The sequence below is a fragment of the Tardiphaga sp. 619_E2_N8_4 genome (assembly GCF_051810905.1).
Lineage (GTDB): Bacteria > Pseudomonadota > Alphaproteobacteria > Rhizobiales > Xanthobacteraceae > Tardiphaga > Tardiphaga robiniae.
This window is the reverse complement of the sequence record NZ_JBPWQJ010000001.1, coordinates 30,291-55,416: the sequence shown is the minus strand read 5'-3', so window position 1 is coordinate 55,416 and position 25,126 is coordinate 30,291. Positions and strand designations below refer to the sequence as shown.

The following is a 25,126-nucleotide window of genomic DNA, read 5'->3' as shown; positions in this document are numbered from 1 at the left end:
CAGGGTTAATCCGGGCTTAAGGCTCTCCACGTTAAGGGTCTGGGCTTAAGTAGTGAAAACCGCGAAGACGACGTCGGGGGTGGCGATGGATATGCGCCGCCCTTTGTGCGTCAAGTGGTGACGATGATTGGATCGGGGCGCGTGCGCCCCCTGGATTGATAGCGGGGCGGTGACGCCCCCGGCGTGAGCGCGTTTCAGGAGCATTGAATGGCCACCAAGGCAAAGACGCTGCAGACCAAGGACAAGGAAAAAGACGACAAGGCAGCTGACACGCCGGAGAAGGACTCCGCAGACGCGCCGTCACCTTTGCTCGACCTGTCCGACGCTGCCGTCAAGAAGATGATCAAGCAGGCCAAGAAGCGCGGCTTCGTGACCTTCGATCAGCTCAACGATGTCTTGCCGTCCGATACCACCTCTCCTGAACAGATCGAAGACATCATGTCGATGCTCTCCGACATGGGCATCAACGTTTCCGAAAACGAAGACAGCGACGGCGAGGAAGAGAGCAAGGACGAGGACGACGATACCGACAACGAACTGGTCGAAGTCACGCAGAAGGCCGTCACCGAAGTCAAGAAGTCGGAGCCCGGCGAGCGCACCGACGATCCCGTCCGCATGTATCTGCGCGAGATGGGCACCGTCGAGCTGCTGTCGCGCGAAGGCGAAATCGCCATTGCGAAGCGCATCGAGGCTGGCCGCGAGGCAATGATCGCAGGCCTCTGCGAAAGTCCGCTGACCTTCCAGGCCATCATCATCTGGCGCGATGAACTCAACGAAGGAAAGATCTTCCTTCGCGACATCATCGATCTCGAAGCGACTTACGCTGGCCCCGACGCCAAGAACAACATGAACCCGGCGCTGATCGCTCCGCCCACGGGCGATGGCGAAGCAGTGGCCGAGGGCGCCGAAGCCGTTGCCGCGCCGCCTGCGGCCCCGCCGTCCGCCACGCCGTTCCGTCCCGCGCCGCCGCGTTCGGCGCCTGCTGCGGCCCCTGCCGGCGAAAGCACGTCGGAAGGCGCTGCCGACGGCGACATGGACGATGACGAGTTCGAGAACCAGATGTCGCTCGCCGCCATCGAGGCCGAGCTGAAGCCGAAGGTGGTCGAGACCTTCGACAAGATCGCCGACAGCTACAAGAAGCTGCGCAAGCTGCAGGAACAGGACATCGCGAACCAGCTCGAGAGCGCCTCGCAGGGCCCCTCGCTGTCGCCGTCGCAGGAGCGCAAGTACAAGAAGCTCAAGGACGAGATCATCGTCGAGGTGAAGTCGCTGCGCCTCAACCAGGCGCGTATCGATTCACTCGTCGAGCAGCTCTACGACATCAACAAGCGTCTCGTGTCGTTCGAAGGCCGCCTGCTGCGCCTCGGCGACAGCCACGGCGTCGCGCGCGAGGACTTCCTGCGCAACTATCAGGGCTCGGAGCTCGATCCGCGCTGGCTCAACCGCGTCTCGAAACTCTCGGCCAAGGGCTGGAAGAACTTCGTCGCCATCGAGAAGGACCGCATCAAGGAACTGCGCGGCGAAATCCAGCAGCTCGCGGCCCTCACGGGTCTTGAGATCGGCGAATTCCGCAAGATCGTGCACGGCGTGCAGAAGGGCGAGCGCGAAGCCCGCCAGGCCAAGAAGGAGATGGTGGAAGCCAACCTCCGTCTCGTGATCTCGATCGCCAAGAAGTATACCAACCGCGGCCTGCAATTCCTGGATCTGATCCAGGAAGGCAATATCGGCCTGATGAAGGCCGTCGATAAATTCGAATATCGCCGCGGCTACAAGTTCTCGACCTATGCGACCTGGTGGATCCGGCAGGCGATCACGCGTTCGATCGCCGACCAGGCCCGCACCATCCGCATTCCCGTGCACATGATCGAGACGATCAACAAGATCGTGCGCACCAGCCGCCAGATGCTCAACGAGATCGGCCGCGAGCCTACTCCTGAGGAACTGGCTGAGAAGCTGGGCATGCCGCTGGAGAAAGTTCGAAAAGTTCTCAAGATCGCCAAGGAGCCGCTGTCGCTCGAAACCCCCGTGGGTGACGAGGAAGACTCGCATCTCGGCGATTTCATCGAGGACAAGAACGCGATCCTGCCGATCGATGCGGCGATCCAGTCCAACCTGCGCGAAACCACCACGCGCGTTTTGGCCTCGCTGACGCCTCGCGAAGAGCGCGTGCTGCGCATGCGCTTCGGCATCGGCATGAACACCGACCACACGCTGGAAGAAGTCGGCCAGCAGTTCTCGGTGACTCGTGAGCGTATCCGCCAGATCGAAGCCAAGGCGCTGCGCAAGCTCAAGCACCCGTCGCGGTCGCGCAAGCTGCGGTCGTTCCTGGATAACTAACGGTCGCTGTCGATCACTCGATCCTTCTGATGATGCCCGGCCTCGCGCCGGGCATTTTCGTGTGGGCGTGCCGCGCTCTCACGCGCTCGTTGCCGAGGTATGTGGCTATAAATATGTTCATGATCTGTTCTTTTCGTCAAGAGGCTTTGTGTCGCGCGTGTCCTTCACCCGCTGCGGAGCGGATGGCGGATTACGTGTCGCCAATCGGCCCTGCGCGCGCTGGTTCGACGCCGCGGTTGTCCGGCGCGGTCTCTGTCGTGAGCCAGCCGGCCTCGCGCACCATGGCCACGGCCGAGCGCGAGACAGGGGCGGTGATCCCGTTGACGAGTTGCAGGCGCAGATTGCGGCCCTCGGTCACGACGCGCACAACGGCCTTTCGCGCGACCCACCATGACCGGTGCACCTGCAGGCCGTCAGCGGTGCCGAGAGCCGTCATGGCCTGATTGAACGTTGCCAGCACCAACCGGGAGTGGCCGGCGATATGGTGGACGCGGACATAGTGATCTTCCATCTGCAGGCAAAGCACCGCGAAGGGCGGCGCACCGAGCAGGCCGAAAGCCGTTGGCGGCGCGTCGTCGGCTTCCTTGGCCTGGTGCCGCTTGTGTCGTCGCGCCTGAAGCAACAGGGTGAAGCCGAGCACGACGGGAAGGGCGGTGATCAGTCCTTGCACATACCAGTCGAGCGGGCCCAGCCTTCTCAGGAACGGCCATATCGATACGCCGATCCACGCGGTCCAGATCTGAAATGGGACGGTCAGGATGGCGGCGCCGAGGACGATCGCCGTCCACGTCATCCACGGCCTCAACTGGAATCGCAGCACCACGCGGATCAGGGAGCCATACAGCAGGACTCCCGGCCAGAAGCAGGCAAGCTGAAACGCCACGCGCTGCCATGCCGGTCCATTCAGATAGCTGCCGAATGGTCCGATCAGGCCGAGGAAGATGGCGCAGACGGTCGCGATCGCCAGGTCGACGGCCCAATCCCGCAGAAAATCACGTTGCCAAGCGTTGCTCATGACGTCTCATCGCAGCGGTCCGCCCACCGGCGAACCCGTTCGCCCATTGGCGAACAACGGCTGGCGCAGGGCGTCGCCCTTTGCAGAACTCGGGTGTCATCCCAATCCGCAGGAGGTTCCATGCGCAGCATCATCGCACAGGTTTTCGTCGCATTCATTGCTATCGCCGCCGCCAGCCAGGCCGACGCCGCGGTCGGCTTCCAGCATTTCAGCATCAGCGATCCACAAGGGCCACCCATCGAGGTCGGCGTTTGGTATCCCACCGGCGCTGCGCCGAAGCTGCAGGCGCTTGAGTCCGATCAACAGATGGTTGCCCGCGATGCGGCACTCGCGGGCGACCGCCTGCCGCTGGTGGTCATATCCCATCTCGACACCGCCATGGCTCTGGCCAATGCAGGTTTCGTCGTCGCCGCCCTCACGCATAACGGCGATAGCTGGCGCGACCCGGGCAACCCCACCGCGATCTGGGAACGGCCGCGCCAATTCAAGCTGGTCACGGATTATATGCTGGACGCATGGGGTGACCATGGGCGTATCGATGCGACGCGCGTCGGCGCGTTCGGCTTCTCGGCCGGCGGATTCACGGTGCTCGCGGTGGCCGGTGGCGAGCCGGACCTGCGGACTCTCGGGGATCACTGCAGGGCGCATCCCGCTTTTGAAGATTGCCAGATCGTCGAACGGCACCCGCTTCCGCTGGATGCCGATATCGTCTGGGCCCACGATCCGCGCATCAAGGCGGTTGTCTCCGCGGCGCCCGCCCTTGGTTTTGCCTTCGGTCGCAAGGGCCTGGCGGCGGTCCGTCAGCCGGTCCAGCTTTGGCGGGCCGAGGACGACCAGGTCCTGCCACATCCCTATTATGCGGAGGCCGTCCGCCTCGCTTTGCCGACGTCGCCCGAGGCGCATGTCGTGGCGAATGCCGGGCACTACGATTTCTTGACGCCATGCTCCGCGCAACTGGCAACACGCGTGCCGGCGATCTGCACCAGCAGGCCGGGGTTCGACCGCGCTGCATTTCATGAGCGCTTCGATCGCGACATCGTCGCGTTCTTTACACGGGCGCTGTAGTCGCGGCCTGGATTTGGTCAGCCCGACAGCTCTCGTCATCGAGATGGGCGCGCGCACCTGCGGTGCGCGTCGGCGACCTCGGCCGCGTGCTGTCGATTGCAAAGGTCGGCCTGCCGAACTGGTTCCGGCACCGGGAACAAATCAGGCGGGTCCCGCTTGAGTCGGGATTGTGTCGCGTCGTGTGAGTTGGAGTATTGTCATGGCCCCGCGTGCCAATTGGAAGGGCTTTTTGCGCCTGTCCCTCGTGAGCTGTCCGGTCGCGCTGTTTCCCGCCACGTCGGATTCCGAGAAGATCAGCTTCAACCAGATCAACCGCAACACCGGCCATCGCATCAAATATCTGAAGGTCGATGCGGATACCGGCGAGGAGGTGGCGGCGGACGACATCATGAAGGGCTTCAAGGTCGATACCGATACCTATGTCGAGGTGTCGAAAGACGAACTCGACAACATCGCCCTCGACTCCACCCGGACCATCGAGATCGACGAATTCGTGCCGAAGGCCGATATCGACCCGCGCTACGCCATCCGTCCTTACTACCTCGTGCCCGACGGCAAGATCGGCCATGACGCCTATGCGGTGATCCGCGAGACCATCCGCGACATGGGCAAGGTGGCCATCGGCCGGCTCGTGCTCACCAATCGCGAGCACATCATCGCGCTGGAGCCGCTGAAGAACGGGCTGATGGGCACGCTGCTGCGCTATCCCTATGAGGTGCGCAGCGAGGCGGAGTATTTCGACGACATCCAGGACGTCAAGGTTACCAAGGACATGCTCGATCTGGCGCGGCATATCGTGGAGCAGAAGGCCGCCGAATTCGAGCCCGGCAAATTCGAGGATCGCTACGAGTCCGCGCTGGTCGATCTCGTCAACCAGAAGCGCAGCGGTGTCGCCCTCAAGCCGCATGGCAAGGCGCGGCCCGGCACCAATGTGGTCGACCTGATGACCGCCCTGCAGCAGAGTCTCAAGGGCGGCGGCGCCGCGCCGAAGCCGAAGGCGAAGAAGCCGCCGAAGCGCGCCACCGGCCAGAAGGAAATGCTGCTGCCGATCACCGGCAAGAAAGAGCCCGCGCCGGCGAAGAAGGCGGTGCGGCCGGTGGCCAAAGGGGTGACCAAGGGCAGGAGGGCGGGATGACGCGCGCCTGGACCCCGTCGCTGGTGCCGGATGCCGGCGAGCAGACCGTCTATCTCGTGCTGGATTGTTTCGACCGCGCCGGCTGCGCCTGGCGCGAGGCCGATGTCGCGGCGACCGATCTCGAAACCGTCATCGCCGACCTGATGTCCGGCCAGTACAACGATCCGCAGCGCGTGATCGCCTTCAACACGGCCGAGCGCTGGGCCGACGACGTGTCGGAAGACGTCGCCCGCGAGATCCGCCGCCGCGCCGACCGCAATTACGAGGACGTCACCTCGTCGCTCGACGACTTCGTCCAGCGCCACGCCGGCCGCGAGCAGCAGCTCACGCTCAGGCTGGCGTGACAAGGGGCCTGAGATACTTCTCCGCGACGAAGGGATGACCGAATAAACAAGGCGGGACCGCAAGGTCCGCCTTGTTTATCGTGCGCGCTCTTAACCTCTCCCCGCCATGCGGGGAGAGGTCGACCGGCGGTGCCGGTCGGGTGAGGGGCCGTCACCAGCGCAGCCGCAATCGCCACCTTTCGGGTCGCACCGTCTCGAACCGGGAGAATGTCCGCATCCCGCCTGGCACAGCTCGCTGTGCGCGGGAGCGGGAGAGGGGCGCCGCACACGACGCAGCCCACGTTGATAATTCCGCCACACCCTTTGATTGTGCCGCGTCCCGCGCTAGCGTCACGCATTGCCCGATCAATTGTCTTGAAGCACATTTTCATCCGAGGACATTGCCATGACGTCGCTCGCCCCGATGCTGCTCAGTCAGCGCGTTGCCCAGGTCTGCCTGTTTCTGGTGGGCGCCATCGCCAGCTTCGGCGGCTCGCTGCAGATGTATCTCGGCCAGCCCGAGACCGCGCCGCGGCTCGACAACGTGCATCGCTTCATGGGCGGCATCTATCTGATGTCGGGCGTCATGGGCCTGTGGGCGGCATCGACCATTCGCGAGCACAACACGCTGGTTGTCCTGATGGCGGCGACGGTGTTCGTCGGCGGCCTCGGCCGCGTGCTGTCGATCGCGAAGGTTGGCCTGCCCGAACCGCATGCTTTGTGGATCACCTATCTGGTGCCGGAGCTGGTGCTCCCGTGGATCATCATCGCGGCGCAGGTGATGACGAACAGGCAGATGGCGGGCGGGGCGGGGTGAGCGTGTAAGTGTTGGCAAGAAAACGGCCGTCGATTTACTGATCTGACGGCCGATTACTTTGTATTGGTAACTAAGCCGCCTTCTTGATGCGGCTGTTGATCCAATCCCAGGCTTCCTTCGGCAACCAACCGGAATTGTCATTGGTGACACCGATAATCAACATATAGTCGTTCTTGTCGACATGGGGCTGGAGATGGTTCCAGATGCCGCTCGCGTTGCGCGTCGTGTCCACCAACCAAGTGGAGCCAAGATAGTGCCACCAACTGCTTCCGCTCGACTTGATAGCTTCGTAGAGTCCTGAGTAGTCACGGCCCGGCATTTTCAGATCGTAGTTGATTGCGTAGATCATTTTATATCCCTCGGTGCGCCGGCAGCATCATTGTTGCCGGATACCCCCGAAGGCGACAGATTGGGGTCTTTTCAGACAAACTAAAAAAATATTGAAAGGCTGTCTGAGGGCACTGTTTGGCGGCGCATAGAGTGTCAAAGGATGCTTGCATGGCGACAACTAGTCTTTTGACGGATGACGCGTACTCGGTAGTCGAGATCACCGAGATCATCACGAATCTATCCGACGCAGAGTTGCTGAGAATTGCGAAGGCATCACAATACCTGAGTTTTGGTGGATCTCGCTCACCTCAAGATCTTCGCCAAGAAGCGATCAAGAGAGCAGTCGCGGGAAGCCGCAAATGTCCTCGGCGATTGAATGTTGTGATTTTTCTATACGGCGCAATGCGCAGCATAGCGTCAGCAGACCGCAAAGCGCTTTGTCGTTCGCAAGAAATCTCAGCAGTTCCCAAGCAGGGGTCCGAAGGAGTGACCGTCCTTGAAGGACGAGACTATCGCCTTAGTCCTGAAGATGAACTCTTACAGCAAGAAGGGCCGGAGGAAATCAGGAGGGTGCTATTTTCTCTTTTCGAAGATGATCTTGTCGCTCAAACTTTGGTCGAGGGCATGATTGAAGGCATGGAAGGTCGGGAATTGCGCGAGTTTGTTGGTCTAAGTGAAGTCGACTTTGCTACGAAACGTCGTCTTGTTCGCCGCCGAATTGACAAGGCTTTCCCGAAGGGATGGAAGCGATGAGCAGGAATAGAAAAGACGAAATCTTTCTCTCGTTGGTGGATGACCTTTTCCAAGATCTCCAGGCGACTTGCGATGATGATATCGTTTCTGAATTCATCGAAGATGTTGGTGAAATAGATGCGGTGCTGGCGGATATTCGGTCCGAGATTCATGCTGCCATAACCAGCGTAGCCAAAGATAAGTTGTCGCATGCTCGTTCTGCTGTCCTTGATTATAAGGCGCGTCCTGTTGTGAACGAGGTCGATGCCAAGAATGCGAAGAGACTGCTTGATGAATTTCTGTCGTCTGAGGACGGCCGGTCCCGGTTAACTATGGCTGCTCGTAAGGGGAGAGGTTCTGCAGAAACGGACATGATCAGCGCCTTGTCGGACCTGTGTCACTTGCAGAGCTGCGGTCATTCTGGGGAATCTTACAATTTTGGAAGTTCGCCGAAAGCAGAGCATATTTTGAGGGTGCTTGGCGTCACAGACCCTGCGGAAATAGATGTGGAGGCTATCGCTTGGCATCTAGGGGCGGAAGTTCGCTATGAGGCGCTCCAAGGATGTGAGGCTAGAATTATTGGAACAGACAATGCTGCTGTCATCACAGTAAACAAAGCATCATCTCGGCAGAGGCAGAGGTTCTCTATTTGCCACGAACTTGGACATTGGATTTATCATAGGCGGCGCATACTCCTCTGTCAGGGGAGCGATATTGAGCGGCCAAGTTTGGAAACCTCAAGCGTTGAACGGGCGGCAGATCGTTTTGCTTCCGAGTTGCTGATGCCTAGTTATTTATTCGTCCCTATGGCGGAGAGTTTTGGGCGCCCAAGTATGAGTGCTGCATGCAAGCTGTCCAGATCATTTAATACCAGTCAAACTGCGGCGACTATTCGCTTAGTAGAAACAAGCGCGCTTCCCATGTTTTTGGTTTGCCACGCGCCGAATGGCAGGAAGTGGTTTGCCCGCTCTAAAGTCGTTGCAGACGATTGGTTTCCAAATAATGATCTCAGTCCGGAAAGTTCGGCCTTCACTATGATTTATGGCAAGGCTCCTAATGCTATGCCGACTAAATCTGTTAGCGCGTCGGCGTGGTTTAGCAGGCGTGACGCATCTAGATATGAGGTGACCGAGGAGTCTTTTCGTGTGGGGAATGACGAGGTGCTAGTATTACTTGCGTTCAAGAATCCTCATAAATTTCTTGAGGATCAGTCACATTCGTGATGCGTGTGACTAGCTAGGCATGCATGTGCCATACTAGCCATGCTTAAAGCTTGGCTATATTTGCATGCCAAGCCCAAATTTCTTTTTGATGTTATTCCGGGAGGCCGCTCTCCAGAATGGCATGTGTCCGGAATTCTGGATTGGCTCAAGCTCGGAGACTCTAAAGTCGAGATTCCGAGCTCGGTCCCAGATGGCGCGCCCGGAATGACACTGGGAGGATACCGAGGGGAAAGAGGAGAGGCGCTACTTCTTCTTCGCGCCCACGCGCTCGACGCTCTTGATCTCCAGCGCCGGACGGCCGGACTTTTCGGCGATCTCGCGGTCCTGCTCGGCGATGGCGGCTTTGGCCGGCTCGTCGCCGTCGAGTCCCCCAAGCAATTCGGAGGGCACGCGGCGGTTGGAGCGCTGCGAGCCGTCTTCATAGAAGACGTTGAAGAAGGCGAATTCGCCTTTGGGATTGGTACCGGGTTTTTTGGCCATGGCGGTTAAGTGGGGGATGGCGCAGGCGAAGTCAAAGCCTTAGCGCGCAAAGCGTGCATGCATCTGTGGGCAAAAGCGGGCAGTGGTTACCGGCGGGGCGCGCCGCCCGGCCGGCGACCAAAAGTTCATGGTTTGTTCTTGACGTTTCAGGAATAAGGATTATTATCCCCTCCGTCCTGCCCCACCGAGAGGGGCGATCGCGATCGTCACGTTCGCGGGGTGGGATGCGGTGGACGCCGGAGATGCGGCGTCACGCGGTTCATGGGGGAACGTCTGTCTTCGGGCAGGACGGATCTGCGCCAGCACTGCCACTGGCAAGGAGACGGCCGATCTTGGGATGGAAAGACTCCCTGGACAGCGTGACGGACGACCAAGTCAAAACGCGTTCGGCTTACTCGCTTGAGGCTACCCTGTCCCTCCGCCCTGGGACATTAATTTTGGTGATGGGACCGTTCGCCATGGCAGATGTGCAAGCAACCGAAAAAACACCGTATGCGGAACGTCGGGCACTGGCTCGGCGCCTCCGAAAGTCCTGATGCACTCACAATTGCGGAAGACCGCATTCGCATCAGGCCCACGGGTGCAACGGGCACCTGGCGTTCCGCACGCCCTCTCTCAGGAGGGTGGGAATGCGACAGACGAGGGCGCCCCCGCGCCGCAAACAACAGGGGTGATGACGCATGTCTGAAGATCCCACGCACGTCATTCCGGGTTCACGCTTGCCGCCTTCGGCGTCGCGCGCGCCCCGGAATGACGAGGACAAGGCGCGCCGTTGTTCGGACACACCGGTCATGCCACACTCCGGTATCGCCAACCCAACAGGTTTTTCATGACCAATCGTATCACCGCCATTGCCATTGCCGCTGTGTCCTTCGTCTCGGTTGCGCTGACGGCCACATCCTCGCAGGCCGCCAAATGCGGCGGCGACTTCCAGGGTTTCATCGCGGCCATGTCGCAGGAGGCGGCCGCCGCCGGCGTGTCGCAGGGCGTGATCTCGCAGGCCTTTGCCGGCGTGACGCAGGACCCCGCGGTGCTGTCGTTCGATCGCCGCCAGCGCGGCACCTTCAACAAGAGTTTCGAGCAATATGTCTCGACCCGCGTCGGCCAGGGCCGCATCTCCATGGGCCTGCAGATGATGCAGCGTCACGCCTCGCTGCTGTCGCGCATCGAGCAGCGCTTCGGCGTGCCGCCTGAAATCGTGGTGGCGATCTGGGGCCTCGAGTCGGATTTCGGCAAGGGCGACATCGGCAAGATGCCGGTGATCCGCACGCTCTCCACCATGGCGCATGACTGCCGCCGCACCGAGCTGTTTCAGGGCGAGCTGATCGCGGCGCTGAAGATCCTGCAGCGCGGCGACCTGCCGCAGCGCGACCTGATCGGCGCCTATGCCGGCGAGCTCGGCCAGACGCAATTTTTGCCGTCGAGCTACATCAAATACGGCGTCGATTTCGACGGCAACGGCCATGTCGATCTCCGCCATTCGGTGCCGGACGTGCTGGCCTCGACCGCGAACCTCTTGAAGACCGCGGGCTTCAAAGGCGGCCAGCCCTACGGCGAGGGCACGGCGAATTTCGAGGCGATGCGCGAGTGGAACAGGGCCACGATCTACCGCAAGACCATCGGCTATTTCGCCGATCGCCTCGCGGCCGGCCGATAGGTCGTGGCACGATAGGGAGGGCGCGCGCGGTTTTAAACTTTTGTTAAGCCGCGCGGCCGCCGGGCGAACTCTGGGAACCCCGATGGTGAAAGTCGGATTAACTCATTCCCTTTCACTCTTTCAAAACCACACTGGGGATTATCTGCCGCGAGTCAGATTCCGTTAAGCGTCGCCGACGCATTTTACCACCTGCTGGGAACGAGTGGTGAGAGTGATGGCGGGGATCGACAGCAGCGCGCAGAAGCGCGACGCACAACGTGGCGGGTGCCGCCGATGTTGAACGTCGGCACGCTGTTCACGGTGTTCACCGTCAACTTTTTGGCCCTCGGCGTGGTCTGGGCCTATGTGGCCACCAGCTATCCCAATCTGCACGCCGCGCGTTACTGGACAGCCGCCGCGTTCGCCGCGGCGCTCGGCAACAGCATCTCGGTGCTGCGCGGCGTCGGCGTCGATCCGCTGATCGCCATCGTGCTGGGCAACGGCCTGCTGCTGCTGGCCACCAGCCTCGCCGCCATCGGCATGAATCAGTTTTACGGCCGCCCGGCGGGCTGGCGCGCGCAAGCCGTCATCATCGCCGCCAGCCTGGCCGGCCTGCTGCTGTTCACGCTGTGGCACGACAACATGACGATGCGCGTGCTGATCTATTCCGCCGGCCAGTCGGTCACCGTTGTCATGACTGTGCCGCTGTTGTTGTCGCGCAAGGATGGCGGCGGCAATGCCGGCGCCCGTCTCGCCGGCTGGCTCGCCATCACGCTCGTTGCTGCGCATGCCGTGCGCTCGGCCGCGGCACTGGCGAATATCGGCGGCAATATGACCTTTGCCGATTTCAACAATCTCCAGGCCATGATGGTGCTGGTGCTGGTGTTCCTGGCGATGTCGTGGAATTTCGGATTCCTCCTGATGGCCATCGACCGCCTGCGCGGCGAAGTCGCCGAACTCGCACTGGTCGACGATCTCACCGGTGTCGCCAATCGTCGTCACCTGGTGCAGCGTCTCACCGAGGAATGCGCGCTGGCGCGCCGCACGCAAAAGCCGTTCGCGCTGCTGGCGATCGATCTCGACGGCTTCAAGGAAATCAATGACGGCCACGGCCATGCCGCCGGCGACGATTGCCTGCGACACTTCACGCTGATGACCCAGAGCAAGCTCCGCCCCGGCGATCTGCTCGCGCGTTCCGGCGGCGACGAGTTCAGCATCATCCTGCCGGCGACGACGCTACATGAAGCGGCAAACATCGCGCGCCGCATTCTCGATGTGTGCCGCATCGACGCCGCAGGCTGTGCGCCCGGCGAGATTCCGATTGCGGCATCCATCGGCGTGGCGCAGTGGCACCCGCAGGTCGGGCAGTATCCGGAGCGACTGATCGCGGCGGCGGACCAGGCGCTCTATGCCGCCAAGAACGACGGCAAGAACCGCTTCGCCCTATGCGATCTCGAAGCGCCGTCGATGGTGCCGGCTCTCAACATGGACGAAGCCATCGACCGCGCCCGCAAGCTGGCCTGATCGCTTCAGTTCATCGTCTTGTCGTGGGTGATGTCGATGATCGCGCCGGGCAGGCGGACGGGGCGGCCATGTCCGTCCAGCGTGCAACTGCCGCGCGCGAGAACCCAGCTGATCCGGTCGTTCTTGATCAGCCGACACTCGCACTCAAAGATGCCGCCTGATCGCATTGCGGCCGCGACCGCCGCGTGCACCCGATCAACGTCATCGGGATGGACTGCCGCGGTTCGGCAGACCACGCGCGGCCGTTTCGGGATCGACATTGAAGAAGCGGGCCGCCCCGGCATCGAGATAGTTGCGGTCGTTGCTGATGTCCCAGTCCCAGAAACCGGCGATCAGTTCACGGGCGGCGAGCCGGCGCGGCATCGGCATCTCGAACGCGTCGTCCTCGGCCGTGGTCTGGTAGGCCTCTGCTGCCGCGAGCCGCAGGATGTAGGAGAGAAATTCGTGCTTCCGCTCCCGGGCGAAGCTTGCAATATCGAGGCACACGTCACCCAAGGGTCGTCGCATCGCTCATCCCCACCCGTTCCCGGCGGGGCCAGAATATAGCGGGCTCCTTGCAATTCAACCGGTGGTTGGAGAATTTCTGCGCGGCAAATATGGAGATCGCGGTGAATCGCCCGATGAGGCGTGACGCGATGCCGCTTGCAGAGTTGGCGCCTGTCCCCCATGTCATGGCCATGATGAGCACAGGTCAATCAACCACTTACGACGCCGGCCGCCCGCGCAAGCCGGCGTCCGCGCATGGTCCGATCATCGATCAGGATGGTTTTGAGGTTCGGCCCGAGCAACTTCGGCCGGATGTGCAGGGCTTTCGGTTCGACTTCGGAGCGGGCGCCAATCCGTTTGCCAATCTCACGCGCGAGCAACGGCTGGCGCGGCTGGATGCGCTGGCGAAACTGCTCGACGTCGCCTTCATCGTACCGGGCACCAAGATCCGCTACGGCATCGATGGTCTGATCGGCTTGATTCCGATCGTGGGCGACATCATCACCACGGCGATCTCGCTATGGGTGGTGCGCGAGGCGCGGGCGCTCGGTGCGCCGTGGCATCTCACGGCGCGGATGCTGGGCAATGTTGCGGTGGACGGCGCCGTCGGCATCGTGCCGTTCATCGGCGATGCGTTCGACGTGATGTTCCGGGCCAATGTCCGCAACGTCAGAATGCTGCGCAAGTGGCTCGAAAAACAGCCCAGACTCTAGTTCAGAGTCCGGGCTGCGATCGTCTCAATTCGTGAAGCTCAAGCTGCGTCGGCGTCGTCGGTCGCAGGCTCTTCGGCGCGCACGCGGCGCTCCAGCGGGAAGTCCTGGCTCTCATAGAGCGAGCGAATGCCGCTCTGGTCGAAACGCGCTTCCTCGACCTGCAGATAGGCGCCGTTCAGCGAGTCAGCCGGTAGCTCCTCGATCGCGAACTGGACGGCGGCGGCGGCCGTATCGAAACGACGATAGGCGAAACCGGCACGTTTTTTCTTGCGGATCGCGGCGGGGAAGAGTTCGGCTGCGGTGTTGTAGCTGAAAGCTGCCATGGTCGGGGACCTCATCTGAATACGCAACGAAACGACGCTTCATTCGCAATGCAGCCGATCCGGCGGCGCGCGGAACATCATTTCAGGACAGACCCCAATATAAGCACGTTTTGGCCGATTGCGACACCTGCGATACAGCATGATGAATCGCCGTGCGCAGACGGTATTGCCGTAATAGCTTTGTGATTTAAAGAGCTTAGCGCGCGCTTAAGGCATGGGCAGCGGCGCGCGCGGCGCAATATTTGCCTATTGTCCGGTCACGTCCGGCAGCGGCACGATTTTCAGGGGGGTGGTATAGGGCTCGACCCGCAGGGCCTCAGTCGACATAAGCCCCACCTGCCGCAAAGGCGCCTGCTCCAGCGCCCCGGCCTCAGCCTTGCGCACGGCGTACTGCCAGGCCGTCAGCGTACCCTTCTGGACCAGATGCTTGGCGACGCCGCCGGCGTTCTTGGCTTCGAAAGTGGAAAGCTGGTCATCGTTAATGCCGATGATGATCTCGTCCTTGGCCGTGATCACCTTGAACAGCGACACCTTGTCGGTCGCCAGTGCGGGGTGGGACACCAAGCTTTCGAGAATGAGACCCGCAAGGGCAATGCCGAGCAACAAACGGTTTGAACGGGTAGACATCTTGGTACTTTCTTATTCTTCTTCGCAAACGTGCATGCCGCTGAGGCATGTTCAAGTAACAGGCAATAGGCGAAGCCGCTTACGGACAAGTATTGGACAGAAATGCCCCGCGAGACTTCGATGAGTCGCACGGGGCACTGAAACAGTTCGATAGGGGATACGTATTTATTTAGGCTGAAGTTTCAAGGCCGCAGAGTTGATGCAGTATCGCAATCCCGTGGGTCCGGGGCCGTCGTCAAACACATGTCCGAGATGACCATTGCACTTGGAGCACAGCACTTCCGTGCGGATCATGCCGTGGGTCACATCGCGTTCTTCGTCGATATGACTTTCTCGTGAGGGCTGCGTGAAGCTCGGCCAGCCGCAGCCGGAATCGAACTTGGCATCGGACTCGAACAGTGTCTGGCCGCAGCCGGCGCAGACGAAGGTGCCCGGCGTGTGGTCATGTTCGTACTCGCCGGTGAACGGTCGCTCCGTCGCCTTTTCGCGCAGTACGGCATACTGCATCGGGGTCAGTTCGCGGCGCCATTCGGCTTCGCTCTTTTCGACCTTGCCGGATGTGGTCTTGGTGTCGGTCATTCTTTCTCCTTCCCGATTGGCCGTGGCTGCGAGCGCTCAGGTCAGTTCGTGACCTTCGACGCGCTCACCAGCGTCGGCTTCTCGATATAGTTCTGGGCAAAGATCTTCTTCAGGTTCTCGACCTTCGGAATATCGTTATAGGCAATATAGGGCTGGTTCGGGTGCAGCGTCAGGTAGTCCTGATGATAAGCTTCCGCCGGATAGAAGGCTTCGAGCATTCCGAGCTTGGTGACGATCGGCTTCTTGTAGACCTTCGCAGCGTTGAGCTGGGCGATATAGGCTTCCGCTACTTTCTTCTGCTCCGGCGTCGTCGCGAAAATTTCCGACCGATATTGCGTACCCGAATCCGGGCCCTGGCGATTCAGCTGGGTCGGGTCGTGTGCCACCGAGAAATAGATCTGCAGGATCTTGCCGTAGCTGATCTTTTGCGGGTCGTATTTGATCTCAACCGCTTCGGCGTGCCCGGTCGAGCCGGTGCTGACCGCGGTGTAATTGGCCGAGCTCTTGGAGCCGCCGGCATAGCCGGACACAGCGTTCACCACGCCCGCAGTATGCTGGAATACGCCCTGGACGCCCCAGAAGCACCCACCCGCAATCACCGCAGTCTGAATGCCGGTCGCGGCCGGTGTGTCCGCGGCGGGTGCGGGAATGATGACAGCCTCTTCGGCGGCAAAAGTAGGAGCCACGAGGGCGGTCGAAATCGCCAATGCGCCGGCAAAGGCGCAGAGGGAGAGGCGGCTGAACAGGGAGCGGCGCATAGCAGGTCCTCTTGGATGGTCGATGGCCGGATGACCGGCAGTCTAGACCGGAGCCCGTGGTTCGCAATCGGCATTTCCGGTGGGCACATCCGAGATACGGAAGAGGGTGCCGGTTGTTACGCGATGCCGCACACGAATTCGTGAGGATCTGACGAAGGCACGAAAAAGCCGCGGGACGTGAGTCTCGCGGCTTTTGTTTGGGGACGGCGCTGTCCGCCTATGGGCAGGGATAGCGATTGCCGTCGTTGTTCAGATAAGTGCCTGACGCCGGATCGTAGGAACGATAGCGCTGCGAGCAATAGGCTGCGTTCTGCTGGGCTGCCGCGTTGGCCTGGCTGGCCGCAATCGCGCCGCCGATGATGGCGCCCGCCGCGAGGCCGCCGACGACGGCGCCAGCGCTGGGTCCGCGGCGATAGTAGCCAGGACCGTAGCCGTAGCGTGGGCCATAACCGTAGCGGCGATAATACTGCACGTTCTCGGTGGCCGACGGTACGGCACTGGCGAGGCCAGGCTGACTAAGCAATGGCGCTGATGTTGCCGGCGCCGAAAACGCCAACGCACTCGCACCGATCATCGTGGCCATCGTCAGGATTTTTGCGGGATGCATATCGAGCTCCTTATTATGCGTAAGTGGCCCAAACGTTCGGGCGGGCATCTTGTTCCACGAAGCCTAGTGAGCCGAGACGCGTCAGATCAGCGCATGCGATTGATTGCAAAATACGCGCGTTAAACCACGATGCTTAAGCGCTTCGCGGCGCGGGTGATGCCCGTGTAGAGCCAGCGGGCGCGGCTCTCCTGAAATGCAAAGCTCTCGTCGAACAGGACGACGTCGTCCCATTGCGAGCCCTGGCTTTTGTGCACGGTCAGCACGTAGCCATAGTCGAATTCATCGTAAGGCTTGCGCTGCTCCCATGGCAACGTTTCAACACCGCCCGAGAAACAGTCTGCGCGCACGGAGACCTTGGTGACCTTGCCGCCAAAATCCTCGTCCGGCGAAATCCGCATGGTGATGATCTGCGACTTCGAGGCAGCGCGCGCCTTCACACGCCACAGACCGCCGTTGAACAGCACCTTCTTGCGATTGTTGCGCAGGCAGACCAGCTTGTCATTGGCCACCGGCAGCAGGTCCTCGATGCCTAGTTTCTGCCGCACACGCATATTGTAGGCGCGGCGCGTGTTGTTGCGGCCGACCAGCACCTGATCGGCGGCCATCACGCGGTCCGGATCGAGTGCCTTGCGCGACACGATTTCGCTCAGGCCGTATTGCCCGGGCTGCAGCGACCGACCCTCGCGGACATCCATCGACATGCGCACGATCGGATCGTGCTCGGCCTGGCGATGCACTTCGGTCAGCATCACGTCGGGCTCGGTCTCGGTGAAGAAGCCGCCACCCTGGATCGGCGGCAACTGCGCGGGATCGCCGAGCACCAGCAGAGGGCAGTCGAATGACAGGAGGTCGCGGCCGAGTTCGGCGTCCACCATGGAGCATTCGTCAATGACGATCAGCTTGGCCTTCGAGGCCGGTGCGTCATCCCACAATTCGAAATTAGGCTGCTCCTCGCCGCTCTCACGGGCGCGATAGATCAGCGAGTGAATCGTGGAGGCGCCGTCGCAGCCCTTGTTGCGCATCACCAGCGCAGCCTTGCCGGTGAAGGCTGCGAATTTCACCTCGCCGTCCACATTGTCGGCGACGTGCCGCGCCAATGTCGTCTTGCCGGTACCGGCAAAGCCGAACAGCCGGAACACCTGCGGTGTGCCGTTGCGGCCTGGCTTCGCCTTCAGCCAGTCGTCGACAGCTTTCAGCGCGGCATCCTGATGCGGGGTAAAGGTCGGCATTGCGTCTCTGGAAAGCGGTGCGCAGCCATTTTGCCGCGACTCAGCGGGGAAAGCTAACCATTCAGGCGTCTGACGCAAGCCGGAGACCCCCAAGTTGTGTGCGCCAACGTGGCCGGTTGCTCATTGTCGTTCTATGACGCAGTTATTAGGCTGCTTGAGCCCAGGGAGCCCATTTTGGAACGCAGACTGCTTCAGATCGCGCTGGCGATTGTCGGCCTCGTGGCCATCCTGTTCGGCCTGACCGGCGTGCTGTTCGGCACCAGCCTCTCGGGCGTCAGGCTCGGCGTGACGATGGAAGGCTATGTGCGCTTCATCAAAGGCGTGCTGGTGGCGGTCGGGCTGATCTACTGGTCGGCGATCCCGCAGATCGAAAAACGCTTTGAGCGGATTTCGATCGTGACCTTCATCCTCGTGTTCGGCGCTGCCGCGCGTCTACTGGCCGTGCTCAGTCATGGCTTTCCGACCGTGGGACTCCTGATCAGTCTGATCGGCGAACTCGTGGTCGTCCCGATGATCTGGCTGTGGCTCCGCCATCTCGTGCGGCGGGGTGCGGTCGCATGAAGCGGATCGGCATTGGGATCGTCTATGTGATCGGCGCGATTTCGATCGGTTATCTCGCGCTCTACGCCTATGCGATGTTCACCCGGCAGGAGCTGACGCCGGGCGATCCGATCAAGATTTTTCGCAAGCAGGACGCGCCGAGCTATTCGCAGGGCGCGTCGTTGTCGTTCTTCGCGTAATTACATCGCGCCCATGGCCGCACGATAGTCGCCGGCGCCTGCTCCCGCCGGTGTGATCGGCAACCCGCCATCGGCATATTCGTTGAGCTTGTTGCGCAGCGTGCGGATCGAGATGCCAAGAATGTTGGCCGCATGGGTGCGGTTGCCGAGGCAGTGCTTCAGCGTCTCCAGGATCAGATCGCGCTCGACATCGGCTACGGTACGGCCGACCAGTGCGCGGGTCACGGTTTCTGCCGCCATGGTTGCATGCGCCACGGCCGGCGGGGTCTTGGCGAGATCGAGACGATCGCCATCCGGGGTCAGGATGGCATCCGCGCCGATCTCGTCGCCGTTGGCCATCAGCACCGAACGGTGGATCGTGTTTTCGAGTTCACGGACGTTGCCCTGCCAGCGATTGGCGGTGAGCACGCGCCGCGCCTCGGCGGAGATAGGACGCACCGGCACGCCATTGGCGTCGGCATATTTCTTGGCGAAATGTTGCGCCAGTTCGAGAATGTCGGCCGGGCGATCGCGCAGCGGCGGGATCTTCAGGTTCACGACGTTGAGGCGGAACAGCAGATCTTCGCGGAACGTACCTTCGCGCACGGCGTCGGACAGATTGCGGTTCGACGTCGCGATGATGCGGATGTCCACCGGCACCGGCTTGGTACCGCCGACGCGGTCGATGACGCGCTCCTGAATGGCGCGCAGCAGCTTCGACTGCAGCCGCACGTCCATTTCCGAGATTTCGTCGAGCAAGAGCGTGCCGCCGGTGGCTTCCTCGAATTTGCCGATGCGGCGTGCGATCGCGCCAGTGAAGGCGCCCTTCTCGTGGCCGAACAGTTCGGACTCCAGGAGATGCTCGGGGATTGCAGCGCAGTTAATGCTGATGAACGGCTTCTTGGCGCGGTTGGAGCGGGTGTGGACGTAGCGCGCGAGCACTTCCTTGCCGGTGCCCGATTCGCCCGTGATCATCACCGACGCATCGGAGCCGGCGATCTGCTGCGCCAGCTTGACCACCTTGCCCATCATCTCGTCGCGATAGATCAGGTCGCGGCTGTCATTGGCGACAGCAGCGAGAACGGCGGCGATCAGTTCCGGATCCGGCGGCAGCGGGATGTATTCTTTGGCGCCGGCATGGATCGCGGCGACCGCGGCGCGGGCATCGGTGGTGATGCCACAGGCGACGATCGGTACATGGATGTGTTCGGCTTCCAACCGCATCACGAGGTCGCGGATGTCGAGGGCGACATCCACCAGCAGGAGGTCTGCGCCCTTGCCGCCGCGCAACACGCCCATCGCCTGATCGTGGCCTTCGGCATGAACCACGGAGGCGCCGTTATCCATGGCGATCTTGGTGGCGGTGGTGAGTTGGCCCTTGAGGGTACCAACGATGAGAAGCCGCATGGTGATCTCCTGTTATATCCTGGTCGCGCCCTTGAGGCGCCGTTTGTCTCGAATTAGCTGCGTTCAGCCTTGATGATTTCAGTCATGGTGACGCCGAGTTTTTCTTCGACGAGGACGACTTCGCCGCGCGCCACCAGGCGGTTGTTCACGTATATGTCGATCGCTTCGCCAACGCGGCGGTCGAGTTCGAGCACGGTGCCGGGCCCGAGCTTCAGCAATTCGCCCACACCCATCTTGGAGCGGCCGAGCACGGCCGAGACCTGGACTGGAACGTCGAAAACCGCTTCGAGATCGGCGGCAATACGCGTGACCTGTTCTTCGTCAGCATAGCCCACGTCCCCCATTGCGCCGGGATCGGGGGCATTGAGATCGGGAAGCGGCACCTGTGGATCGCTCATATTCTAGTCCTCACAGCCCTGTCAGGCCTGATTGCGCGACGCCATGTAGCGTCCGACGAGTTCGTTGATCTTGGCGTCGATGGTTGCGCGCTCCAGCACGACGCCGCCATCCGCCCATTCGATTTTGCAGTCGCCGTTCTCGATATCCGGCTCGGCGAGGATAACGAGGCGACCGGCGAAGCCGCTTTGTTTGGCCTGTTTCTCGATGCGTTCGCGTGCTTCGTCATAGAGCTGGTCGTTGATGCGCACCACGAGATGCGGCGTCGACACCAGATTCTTGAAACAGTCGTGGACCAGGGCCATGACTTCGGTGAGCGGCTCAACGGCGATCAATTCACTGCAGAGTTTGCGTGCCACCGACACCGCGACATCGACAGCTTCGGTTTCCATCTTTTCTTCGATGGCCCCGAAGCGCGACGAGATCGAGGAGATCGCAACACCGATCTGTTCCAGCGCCAATGCGGCGCGACGGTCGCTTTCAGCCTTGGCTTCGCGCTGGGCCGCATCGAATCCGGCGCGATAGGCCTGGGCTTCGGCGTTGGCAACCTTCTCCGCGATCTCGGCGGGCGTGATCGCGGGCGCACGCGTCTTGTCGGGCGCTGCGAAGTCCATATCGAACAGAAATTTTGCGGGGGCGGCCATCAATACACCAGCTCGTCGTCGGCGCGGTTCTTGGTCAGCACGATTTCGCCCTTGGCGGCGAGATCCTTGGCCAAATTCACCAGCAGTGCCTGTGCCTCGTCGACATCGCGCAGACGGACCGGGCCGAGCGCGGCCATATCGTCGGTCAGCATCTTGGCGGCGCGGGACGACATGTTGCCCATGAAGAAGGCGCGCACTTCCTCGTTGGCGCTCTTCAGTGCGATACCCAGTTTGTCCTTGTCGATGCTGCGCATCAGGGTCTGTGCGGAGCCGGCATCCAGCTTGATCAGGTCGTCGAAGGTAAACATCAGGGCCTTGATGCGCTCGGCCGCCTCGCGATTGTCTTCTTCCAGCGAGGTAATGAAGCGCGTTTCGGTCTGGCGATCGAAATTATTGAAGATTTCCGCCATGACTTCGTGCGCGTCGCGACGACGGGTCTGCGAGAGGTTCGACATGAATTCGACGCGCAGCGTCTGTTCGACGCGCTCGATGACTTCTTTCTGCACCGCTTCCATCTTGAGCATGCGGTTGATGACGTCGAGCGCGAGATCCTCGGGCAGGATGCCGAGGACGCGCGCCGCATGCTCCGGCTTCAGCTTCGATAGCACCACGGCGACGGTCTGCGGATATTCGTTCTTCAGGTAGTTCGCGAGAACCTCTTCCTGCACGTTCGAGAGTTTTTCCCACATGTTGCGGCCTGCAGGGCCGCGGATTTCTTCCATGATACCGCTGACGCGCTCGGACGGCAGATACTGGGTCAGCAGACGCTCGGTGGCATCGAAAGTGCCCATCAGGGCGCCGGAGGCGGACATCCGCGATACGAATTCGAGCAGCAGATCTTCGACCGTCTCCGGCTCGATGGTTCCAAGCGACGACATGTGAAGTGAAAGCTCACGCACTTCGTCGTCGTCGAGCTGCGCCCACACCTTGCCGCCATACTGTTCGCCCAGCGCCAGCATCAGGATGGCTGCACGCTTCGGGCCGCTGAGCGGCTTCGCGGGCGCACGGCCGCCCTGGCGCTGTGCGAGCGAAGCGACGACGCTGGCGATGTCGCTGCTGTTGTCGCCGGTGGTTTGCGGAACGGATGCCATTCAGATCACGCCGGTTCCTGCAGCCATGCGCGAACAATGGCTGCGGTTTCGTTGGGGTTACGATCGGCCAGTTCGCCCACGCGATGCACGGATTGCGCGTGGACCTGACCCTGGATGGTGGCGACGTCGATCATGTTGGGGCCGCTGGCGGGAATGACGGTCTGTCCGTCAGCGCTGAGGGCGACACCGTCGGGAAGAACGAGAGCGTTGGCTGCAGGGAGCGCCGGGACGGGCTCAGAGGCGAGGACGCGGCGGACGAGCGGGCGGATGACCATGAACATCACGACCAGACCGAGCAGCATCATGACCGCGAGTTCGATGACGTGCATCACGTCATCCTTGGTGAATTGCATCATGCCGAGCAGACCGGTCGGCTCCGGCGTCGGAACGACAGTTGGGCCCTCGGCGAATTTCAGGTTGACGACTTCGACCTGATCGCCGCGCTTCTGGTCGAAGCCAATGGCCGAACGGACCAGCGCTGCGATGCGATCGAGTTCTTCCTTGGGGCGTTGGGCGTAGACCTGCTCGCCCTTCTCGTTCTTGCTGTAGCTGCCGTCGACCAGTACCGCGACCGAGATGCGATTGACACGGCCTGCTTCGGTCACTTCGGTCTTGGTGATGCGGGAGATTTCGTAGTTGTTGGTTTCTTCCGACTTCTTGCTTTGATCCTTCGCCGTCCCCGTGTTGCCGGCCGCCTGATTGCCTGGCAGTTCGTTGTTGACGGTGACTTGGCCATCCCGCTCGCCGACGGCGGAGGATTCTTCGCGGCTCTGGCTGGAGCGCAAGACCCGGCCTTCCGGGTCGAATTTGTCGGAGGTCTGCGTGACCTTGTTGTAGTCGAAGTCGGCTGTGAGCTGGACCCGGGCCCGGCCTGCGCCCACCACCGAGGAAACGATCGCTTCGACCTGGCTGCGCATCCGCTTCTCGAAGCCGGCGCGGCGCTCGTCGCCGGTGGCGCCCTCCATGGTCGCGTCGGCTGCGCCGTCGGCGAGCAGTTGTCCCGCTTCGTCGACGATCGAAACCCGGGCCGGCTTCAGGCCGTTGACGGCCGAGGCGACGACATGGCGGATCGCCCGGACCTGCTGCGGGTCGAGGGCGCCGCGGACGCGGACGACGATCGAGGCCGAAGGCTCGGGAGCTTCGCGGGAGAACAGAGGGCGTTCCGGCAGGACGAGGTGGACGCGTGCAAACTGCACCCGGTCGATCGCCCGGATGGTTCGCGCCAATTCACCTTCGAGAGCGCGCAAGTGATTGATGTTTTGGACAAAACTTGTTGTGCCGAGAGCGTCGGACTTGTCGAAGATCTCGTAGCCGACGCCGCCACCCTTGGGCAGGCCGCCTTCGGCCAGTTTCATGCGCAGGCGAGTTACCTTGTCCTTCGGCACCATGATGGCGGCACCGTCGTTCTTCAGCTCATAGGGGATAGCCTGGCGTTCCAGGTCCTTGATGATCGCCGAGGAGTCCTCGACGCTCAGGTCCGTGAACAGGGTGGTCATCTGCGGCGTGGTGACCCGCATGATGACGAAAGCAAAGAAGCCGATGAGTGCGGCGGTCACCGCAACCATCGCCATCAGGCGCGCCGCGCCGAGACCCTTAAGGAAACTTAGAAGACTCTGCACGAACCAGCCCCTGAGATTCGGCCTTAAAGACCGACTGGGCAAATTTTGCCGGGGTATGGTTTCGATATGGTTAACGGCGGTTAACGGGTGGCAAAAATATGGCCAAATGACGAAAACCGGCTTCCCATGAGGGAGCCGGTTTTCATCGAATTGGAGATATTAACGATTCGTTTACTGACGATACTGCTGGATGCGGGTGGTCCGCAGTCCTGCCAGACCGTGCTGGTCGATCGAGAACTGCCAGGAGAGGAATTCGTCGACTGTCAGCGTATAGCGGCTGCAGGCTTCCTCAAGAGACAGAAGGCCACCGCGGACGGCGGCGACAACTTCGGCTTTACGGCGGATGACCCACCGTTTGGTTCCGGGCGCGGGCAGATCCGCAATTGTTAACGGACTGCCGTCAGGCCCGATGACGTATTTGACCCTCGGGCGATGGGGTTCTGTCATGGCGTACTCACAAACTCTCAACCACTGAACTCACTTCAACAATCTACGCCCAGCGACTTAAAATTTGCCTAAGCCTACAACTCCAATGCGAATAGAACTGGATTTGGTTCGAAATAATCGTCCCGAGAAGATGATGCGGCGCAGCGTCAGGTTGTCGGTGTGGTTGGCGTCGTCGGAGTCGTCGGACGCACCACGCGCTTGATCTTGTCGACGGTATAGTTGGCGCCGTTGATTGAGAGCAGGGCGGGGCTCGCTGACAGATCGACGGAATCCACAACGCCCTGGACTTCCGTGGAGATGGCGACGTCGCGACCGTTGTCGTCCTTGCCCGTTGCCGTCAGCGTATAGGCCCCTTCGGGATACTGAACGCCATCATTGCCTTTACCGTCCCATACGAAAGTGCCGTTGCCGGACTTCAACGTATACTTGCCGGTGTAGACAACGTTACCAGCTGAATTCGTAATGTTGACGGTGGCTGTCGAGTCTTTGTCGGCGAGTAGATTCCATGTCGCCGACGTCTTGAATTGCGCCGTGCTGCCATCGACAGCGACGTTGTTACCGACATAGATAAGCGCCTGCGTCGCTTCTGTAGCTTTGCCGAGATCGACCAGGGCTTTCAACTGATCGTTCGACTTGAGCTGCTGTTCGACGCCCGCGAACTGCACCAGCTGCTGCGTGAACTGGTTGGTATCGAGCGGATCGAGCGGGTTCTGGTTCTGCAGCTGCGTCGTCAGCAGTGTCAGGAACGTCTGGAAATTATCGGCAATGCCGGTGGTCGTCGAGCCGGAGCTGCTGCTCGAGTTCGATACCGGTGTAGTACCGGATACGACAGGGCTTGGAGTCGTTGCATCAACTGCCATGGTT

Annotated in this window: 30 protein-coding genes; 12 read left to right on the top strand and 18 right to left on the bottom strand. The window is 61.3% G+C overall.

The features are described 5' to 3' along the window. Positions 1-207 precede the first annotated feature (207 nt). Positions 208-2,337 (top strand): RNA polymerase sigma factor RpoD, encoded by a 2,130-nt coding sequence (gene rpoD, locus AB8A23_RS00300; RefSeq protein ID WP_089262093.1) that lies wholly within the window; start codon positions 208-210, stop codon positions 2,335-2,337. 190 nt (positions 2,338-2,527) lie between these two features. On the opposite strand, the gene AB8A23_RS00295 is transcribed toward rpoD, so the two are convergent. Continuing rightward, positions 2,528-3,352 (bottom strand): LytTR family transcriptional regulator DNA-binding domain-containing protein, encoded by an 825-nt coding sequence (locus tag AB8A23_RS00295; protein ID WP_439057224.1) that lies wholly within the window; start codon positions 3,350-3,352, stop codon positions 2,528-2,530. A gap of 120 nt (positions 3,353-3,472) precedes the next feature. Between AB8A23_RS00295 and AB8A23_RS00290 the strand changes: the two genes are divergently transcribed. From AB8A23_RS00290 to AB8A23_RS00275, 4 genes are all read left to right on the top strand, one after another. After that, positions 3,473-4,417 carry an alpha/beta hydrolase family protein gene (locus AB8A23_RS00290; RefSeq protein ID WP_439057225.1) on the top strand — a complete coding sequence of 315 codons (945 nt, stop codon included), beginning with the start codon at positions 3,473-3,475 and terminating at the stop codon, positions 4,415-4,417. Between the two features lie 199 nt (positions 4,418-4,616). After that, on the top strand, positions 4,617-5,552 hold the full coding sequence (locus AB8A23_RS00285) for a non-homologous end joining protein Ku (protein ID WP_309947517.1): 936 nt from the start codon (positions 4,617-4,619) through the stop codon (positions 5,550-5,552). Beyond that, complete coding sequence (locus AB8A23_RS00280; RefSeq protein WP_089262085.1) at positions 5,549-5,896, top strand: hypothetical protein; 348 nt, start codon at positions 5,549-5,551, stop codon at positions 5,894-5,896. The genes AB8A23_RS00285 and AB8A23_RS00280 overlap by 4 nt, the downstream gene beginning before the upstream one ends. A 385-nt stretch (positions 5,897-6,281) precedes the next feature. Continuing rightward, positions 6,282-6,692, top strand: coding sequence for a DUF4345 domain-containing protein (locus AB8A23_RS00275; RefSeq protein WP_439057226.1), 411 nt, complete (start codon positions 6,282-6,284; stop codon positions 6,690-6,692). 70 nt (positions 6,693-6,762) lie between these two features. On the opposite strand, the gene AB8A23_RS00270 is transcribed toward AB8A23_RS00275, so the two are convergent. Then, positions 6,763-7,041 carry a hypothetical protein gene (locus tag AB8A23_RS00270; protein WP_439057227.1) on the bottom strand — a complete coding sequence of 93 codons (279 nt, stop codon included), beginning with the start codon at positions 7,039-7,041 and terminating at the stop codon, positions 6,763-6,765. A gap of 149 nt (positions 7,042-7,190) precedes the next feature. Here AB8A23_RS00270 and AB8A23_RS00265 point away from each other — a divergent pair, with 149 nt between their 5' ends. Both AB8A23_RS00265 and AB8A23_RS00260 read left to right on the top strand, forming a co-directional pair. Then, entirely contained in the window at positions 7,191-7,775 is a 585-nt protein-coding gene (locus AB8A23_RS00265) for a hypothetical protein (protein ID WP_439057228.1), read from the top strand. Then, positions 7,772-8,977, top strand: coding sequence for an ImmA/IrrE family metallo-endopeptidase (locus AB8A23_RS00260; protein ID WP_439057229.1), 1,206 nt, complete (start codon positions 7,772-7,774; stop codon positions 8,975-8,977). The genes AB8A23_RS00265 and AB8A23_RS00260 overlap by 4 nt, the downstream gene beginning before the upstream one ends. 243 nt (positions 8,978-9,220) lie before the next feature. Here AB8A23_RS00260 and AB8A23_RS00255 read toward each other — a convergent pair whose 3' ends face one another. After that, a complete protein-coding gene (locus tag AB8A23_RS00255) occupies positions 9,221-9,457 on the bottom strand; it encodes a hypothetical protein (RefSeq protein ID WP_068733419.1) in 237 nt (78 codons plus the stop codon). Positions 9,458-10,286: 829 nt separating this feature from the next. Between AB8A23_RS00255 and AB8A23_RS00250 the strand changes: the two genes are divergently transcribed. Further along, positions 10,287-11,114, top strand: a complete 828-nt coding sequence (locus tag AB8A23_RS00250) for a lytic murein transglycosylase (RefSeq protein WP_309947500.1) — start codon at positions 10,287-10,289, stop codon at positions 11,112-11,114. Positions 11,115-11,387: 273 nt separating this feature from the next. After that, positions 11,388-12,617 (top strand): GGDEF domain-containing protein, encoded by a 1,230-nt coding sequence (locus AB8A23_RS00245; protein WP_439057230.1) that lies wholly within the window; start codon positions 11,388-11,390, stop codon positions 12,615-12,617. Positions 12,618-12,622: 5 nt separating this feature from the next. Here the strand turns inward: AB8A23_RS00245 and AB8A23_RS00240 are convergent, their stop codons facing one another. Both AB8A23_RS00240 and AB8A23_RS00235 read right to left on the bottom strand, forming a co-directional pair. Further along, positions 12,623-12,808: a hypothetical protein gene (locus tag AB8A23_RS00240; RefSeq protein WP_439057231.1), complete on the bottom strand. Its 186-nt coding sequence runs from the start codon at positions 12,806-12,808 to the stop codon at positions 12,623-12,625. Positions 12,809-12,818: 10 nt separating this feature from the next. After that, positions 12,819-13,124 carry a hypothetical protein gene (locus AB8A23_RS00235; RefSeq protein ID WP_439057232.1) on the bottom strand — a complete coding sequence of 102 codons (306 nt, stop codon included), beginning with the start codon at positions 13,122-13,124 and terminating at the stop codon, positions 12,819-12,821. Between the two features lie 173 nt (positions 13,125-13,297). On the opposite strand from AB8A23_RS00235, the gene AB8A23_RS00230 reads away from it, so the two are divergent. Next, the gene (locus AB8A23_RS00230; RefSeq protein WP_414716915.1) at positions 13,298-13,816 is read left to right on the top strand and encodes a DUF4112 domain-containing protein; all 519 of its coding nucleotides are present in this window, start codon (positions 13,298-13,300) and stop codon (positions 13,814-13,816) included. A gap of 38 nt (positions 13,817-13,854) precedes the next feature. On the opposite strand, the gene AB8A23_RS00225 is transcribed toward AB8A23_RS00230, so the two are convergent. From AB8A23_RS00225 to AB8A23_RS00200, 6 genes are all read right to left on the bottom strand, one after another. Continuing rightward, a complete protein-coding gene (locus AB8A23_RS00225) occupies positions 13,855-14,139 on the bottom strand; it encodes a hypothetical protein (RefSeq protein ID WP_068733430.1) in 285 nt (94 codons plus the stop codon). Between the two features lie 246 nt (positions 14,140-14,385). Then, positions 14,386-14,766 carry a hypothetical protein gene (locus AB8A23_RS00220; RefSeq protein WP_139285870.1) on the bottom strand — a complete coding sequence of 127 codons (381 nt, stop codon included), beginning with the start codon at positions 14,764-14,766 and terminating at the stop codon, positions 14,386-14,388. A gap of 165 nt (positions 14,767-14,931) precedes the next feature. Further along, positions 14,932-15,345 (bottom strand): peptide-methionine (R)-S-oxide reductase MsrB, encoded by a 414-nt coding sequence (gene msrB, locus AB8A23_RS00215; protein WP_093759446.1) that lies wholly within the window; start codon positions 15,343-15,345, stop codon positions 14,932-14,934. A 41-nt stretch (positions 15,346-15,386) separates the two neighbouring features. Further along, entirely contained in the window at positions 15,387-16,103 is a 717-nt protein-coding gene (msrA, locus tag AB8A23_RS00210) for a peptide-methionine (S)-S-oxide reductase MsrA (RefSeq protein WP_120288505.1), read from the bottom strand. Between the two features lie 217 nt (positions 16,104-16,320). Continuing rightward, a complete protein-coding gene (locus AB8A23_RS00205; RefSeq protein ID WP_120288506.1) occupies positions 16,321-16,710 on the bottom strand; it encodes a BA14K family protein in 390 nt (129 codons plus the stop codon). 119 nt (positions 16,711-16,829) lie between these two features. Further along, a complete protein-coding gene (locus tag AB8A23_RS00200; RefSeq protein WP_093759443.1) occupies positions 16,830-17,939 on the bottom strand; it encodes an ATP-dependent DNA helicase in 1,110 nt (369 codons plus the stop codon). 174 nt (positions 17,940-18,113) lie between these two features. On the opposite strand from AB8A23_RS00200, the gene AB8A23_RS00195 reads away from it, so the two are divergent. Next, positions 18,114-18,500 carry a DUF4345 domain-containing protein gene (locus tag AB8A23_RS00195; protein ID WP_158596755.1) on the top strand — a complete coding sequence of 129 codons (387 nt, stop codon included), beginning with the start codon at positions 18,114-18,116 and terminating at the stop codon, positions 18,498-18,500. Then, positions 18,497-18,679 (top strand): hypothetical protein, encoded by a 183-nt coding sequence (locus AB8A23_RS00190; protein ID WP_093759441.1) that lies wholly within the window; start codon positions 18,497-18,499, stop codon positions 18,677-18,679. The genes AB8A23_RS00195 and AB8A23_RS00190 overlap by 4 nt, the downstream gene beginning before the upstream one ends. Here AB8A23_RS00190 and flbD read toward each other — a convergent pair whose 3' ends face one another. The 7 genes from flbD to AB8A23_RS00155 form a co-directional block, all read right to left on the bottom strand. Continuing rightward, positions 18,680-20,065: a sigma-54-dependent transcriptional regulator FlbD gene (gene flbD / locus AB8A23_RS00185; protein WP_068733445.1), complete on the bottom strand. Its 1,386-nt coding sequence runs from the start codon at positions 20,063-20,065 to the stop codon at positions 18,680-18,682. Positions 20,066-20,118: 53 nt separating this feature from the next. After that, positions 20,119-20,463 carry a flagellar motor switch protein FliN gene (fliN, locus tag AB8A23_RS00180; protein WP_439057233.1) on the bottom strand — a complete coding sequence of 115 codons (345 nt, stop codon included), beginning with the start codon at positions 20,461-20,463 and terminating at the stop codon, positions 20,119-20,121. Positions 20,464-20,484: 21 nt separating this feature from the next. Further along, positions 20,485-21,105 (bottom strand): FliH/SctL family protein, encoded by a 621-nt coding sequence (locus AB8A23_RS00175; RefSeq protein WP_093759440.1) that lies wholly within the window; start codon positions 21,103-21,105, stop codon positions 20,485-20,487. Next, positions 21,105-22,196 carry a flagellar motor switch protein FliG gene (fliG, locus tag AB8A23_RS00170; protein ID WP_089262059.1) on the bottom strand — a complete coding sequence of 364 codons (1,092 nt, stop codon included), beginning with the start codon at positions 22,194-22,196 and terminating at the stop codon, positions 21,105-21,107. The genes AB8A23_RS00175 and fliG overlap by 1 nt, the downstream gene beginning before the upstream one ends. Positions 22,197-22,201: 5 nt before the next feature. After that, the gene (gene fliF, locus AB8A23_RS00165; RefSeq protein WP_120289119.1) at positions 22,202-23,815 is read right to left on the bottom strand and encodes a flagellar basal-body MS-ring/collar protein FliF; all 1,614 of its coding nucleotides are present in this window, start codon (positions 23,813-23,815) and stop codon (positions 22,202-22,204) included. Positions 23,816-23,986: 171 nt separating this feature from the next. After that, entirely contained in the window at positions 23,987-24,262 is a 276-nt protein-coding gene (gene sciP, locus AB8A23_RS00160; protein ID WP_002714638.1) for a CtrA inhibitor SciP, read from the bottom strand. 146 nt (positions 24,263-24,408) lie between these two features. Beyond that, the gene (locus tag AB8A23_RS00155) at positions 24,409-25,122 is read right to left on the bottom strand and encodes a flagellar hook assembly protein FlgD (protein WP_439057234.1); all 714 of its coding nucleotides are present in this window, start codon (positions 25,120-25,122) and stop codon (positions 24,409-24,411) included. Positions 25,123-25,126: the final 4 nt, after the last annotated feature.

Coding starts and splice junctions, on each gene's coding strand:
- msrA (WP_120288505.1), bottom strand. CDS start 16,103: ATGCGCCGCTCCCTGTTCAGCCGCCTCTCCCTCTGCGCCTTTGCCGGC.
- msrB (WP_093759446.1), bottom strand. CDS start 15,345: ATGACCGACACCAAGACCACATCCGGCAAGGTCGAAAAGAGCGAAGCC.
- AB8A23_RS00200 (WP_093759443.1), bottom strand. CDS start 17,939: ATGCCGACCTTTACCCCGCATCAGGATGCCGCGCTGAAAGCTGTCGAC.
- fliN (WP_439057233.1), bottom strand. CDS start 20,463: ATGAGCGATCCACAGGTGCCGCTTCCCGATCTCAATGCCCCCGATCCC.
- rpoD (WP_089262093.1), top strand. CDS start 208: ATGGCCACCAAGGCAAAGACGCTGCAGACCAAGGACAAGGAAAAAGAC.
- AB8A23_RS00270 (WP_439057227.1), bottom strand. CDS start 7,041: ATGATCTACGCAATCAACTACGATCTGAAAATGCCGGGCCGTGACTAC.
- flbD (WP_068733445.1), bottom strand. CDS start 20,065: ATGCGGCTTCTCATCGTTGGTACCCTCAAGGGCCAACTCACCACCGCC.
- AB8A23_RS00190 (WP_093759441.1), top strand. CDS start 18,497: ATGAAGCGGATCGGCATTGGGATCGTCTATGTGATCGGCGCGATTTCG.
- AB8A23_RS00255 (WP_068733419.1), bottom strand. CDS start 9,457: ATGGCCAAAAAACCCGGTACCAATCCCAAAGGCGAATTCGCCTTCTTC.
- AB8A23_RS00280 (WP_089262085.1), top strand. CDS start 5,549: ATGACGCGCGCCTGGACCCCGTCGCTGGTGCCGGATGCCGGCGAGCAG.
- AB8A23_RS00285 (WP_309947517.1), top strand. CDS start 4,617: ATGGCCCCGCGTGCCAATTGGAAGGGCTTTTTGCGCCTGTCCCTCGTG.
- AB8A23_RS00175 (WP_093759440.1), bottom strand. CDS start 21,105: ATGGCCGCCCCCGCAAAATTTCTGTTCGATATGGACTTCGCAGCGCCC.
- AB8A23_RS00250 (WP_309947500.1), top strand. CDS start 10,287: ATGACCAATCGTATCACCGCCATTGCCATTGCCGCTGTGTCCTTCGTC.
- AB8A23_RS00220 (WP_139285870.1), bottom strand. CDS start 14,766: ATGTCTACCCGTTCAAACCGTTTGTTGCTCGGCATTGCCCTTGCGGGT.
- AB8A23_RS00245 (WP_439057230.1), top strand. CDS start 11,388: ATGTTGAACGTCGGCACGCTGTTCACGGTGTTCACCGTCAACTTTTTG.
- AB8A23_RS00290 (WP_439057225.1), top strand. CDS start 3,473: ATGCGCAGCATCATCGCACAGGTTTTCGTCGCATTCATTGCTATCGCC.
- AB8A23_RS00260 (WP_439057229.1), top strand. CDS start 7,772: ATGAGCAGGAATAGAAAAGACGAAATCTTTCTCTCGTTGGTGGATGAC.
- AB8A23_RS00295 (WP_439057224.1), bottom strand. CDS start 3,352: ATGAGCAACGCTTGGCAACGTGATTTTCTGCGGGATTGGGCCGTCGAC.
- AB8A23_RS00225 (WP_068733430.1), bottom strand. CDS start 14,139: ATGGCAGCTTTCAGCTACAACACCGCAGCCGAACTCTTCCCCGCCGCG.
- AB8A23_RS00230 (WP_414716915.1), top strand. CDS start 13,298: ATGAGCACAGGTCAATCAACCACTTACGACGCCGGCCGCCCGCGCAAG.
- AB8A23_RS00235 (WP_439057232.1), bottom strand. CDS start 13,124: ATGCGACGACCCTTGGGTGACGTGTGCCTCGATATTGCAAGCTTCGCC.
- AB8A23_RS00275 (WP_439057226.1), top strand. CDS start 6,282: ATGACGTCGCTCGCCCCGATGCTGCTCAGTCAGCGCGTTGCCCAGGTC.
- sciP (WP_002714638.1), bottom strand. CDS start 24,262: ATGACAGAACCCCATCGCCCGAGGGTCAAATACGTCATCGGGCCTGAC.
- AB8A23_RS00205 (WP_120288506.1), bottom strand. CDS start 16,710: ATGCATCCCGCAAAAATCCTGACGATGGCCACGATGATCGGTGCGAGT.
- fliG (WP_089262059.1), bottom strand. CDS start 22,196: ATGGCATCCGTTCCGCAAACCACCGGCGACAACAGCAGCGACATCGCC.
- AB8A23_RS00265 (WP_439057228.1), top strand. CDS start 7,191: ATGGCGACAACTAGTCTTTTGACGGATGACGCGTACTCGGTAGTCGAG.
- AB8A23_RS00155 (WP_439057234.1), bottom strand. CDS start 25,122: ATGGCAGTTGATGCAACGACTCCAAGCCCTGTCGTATCCGGTACTACA.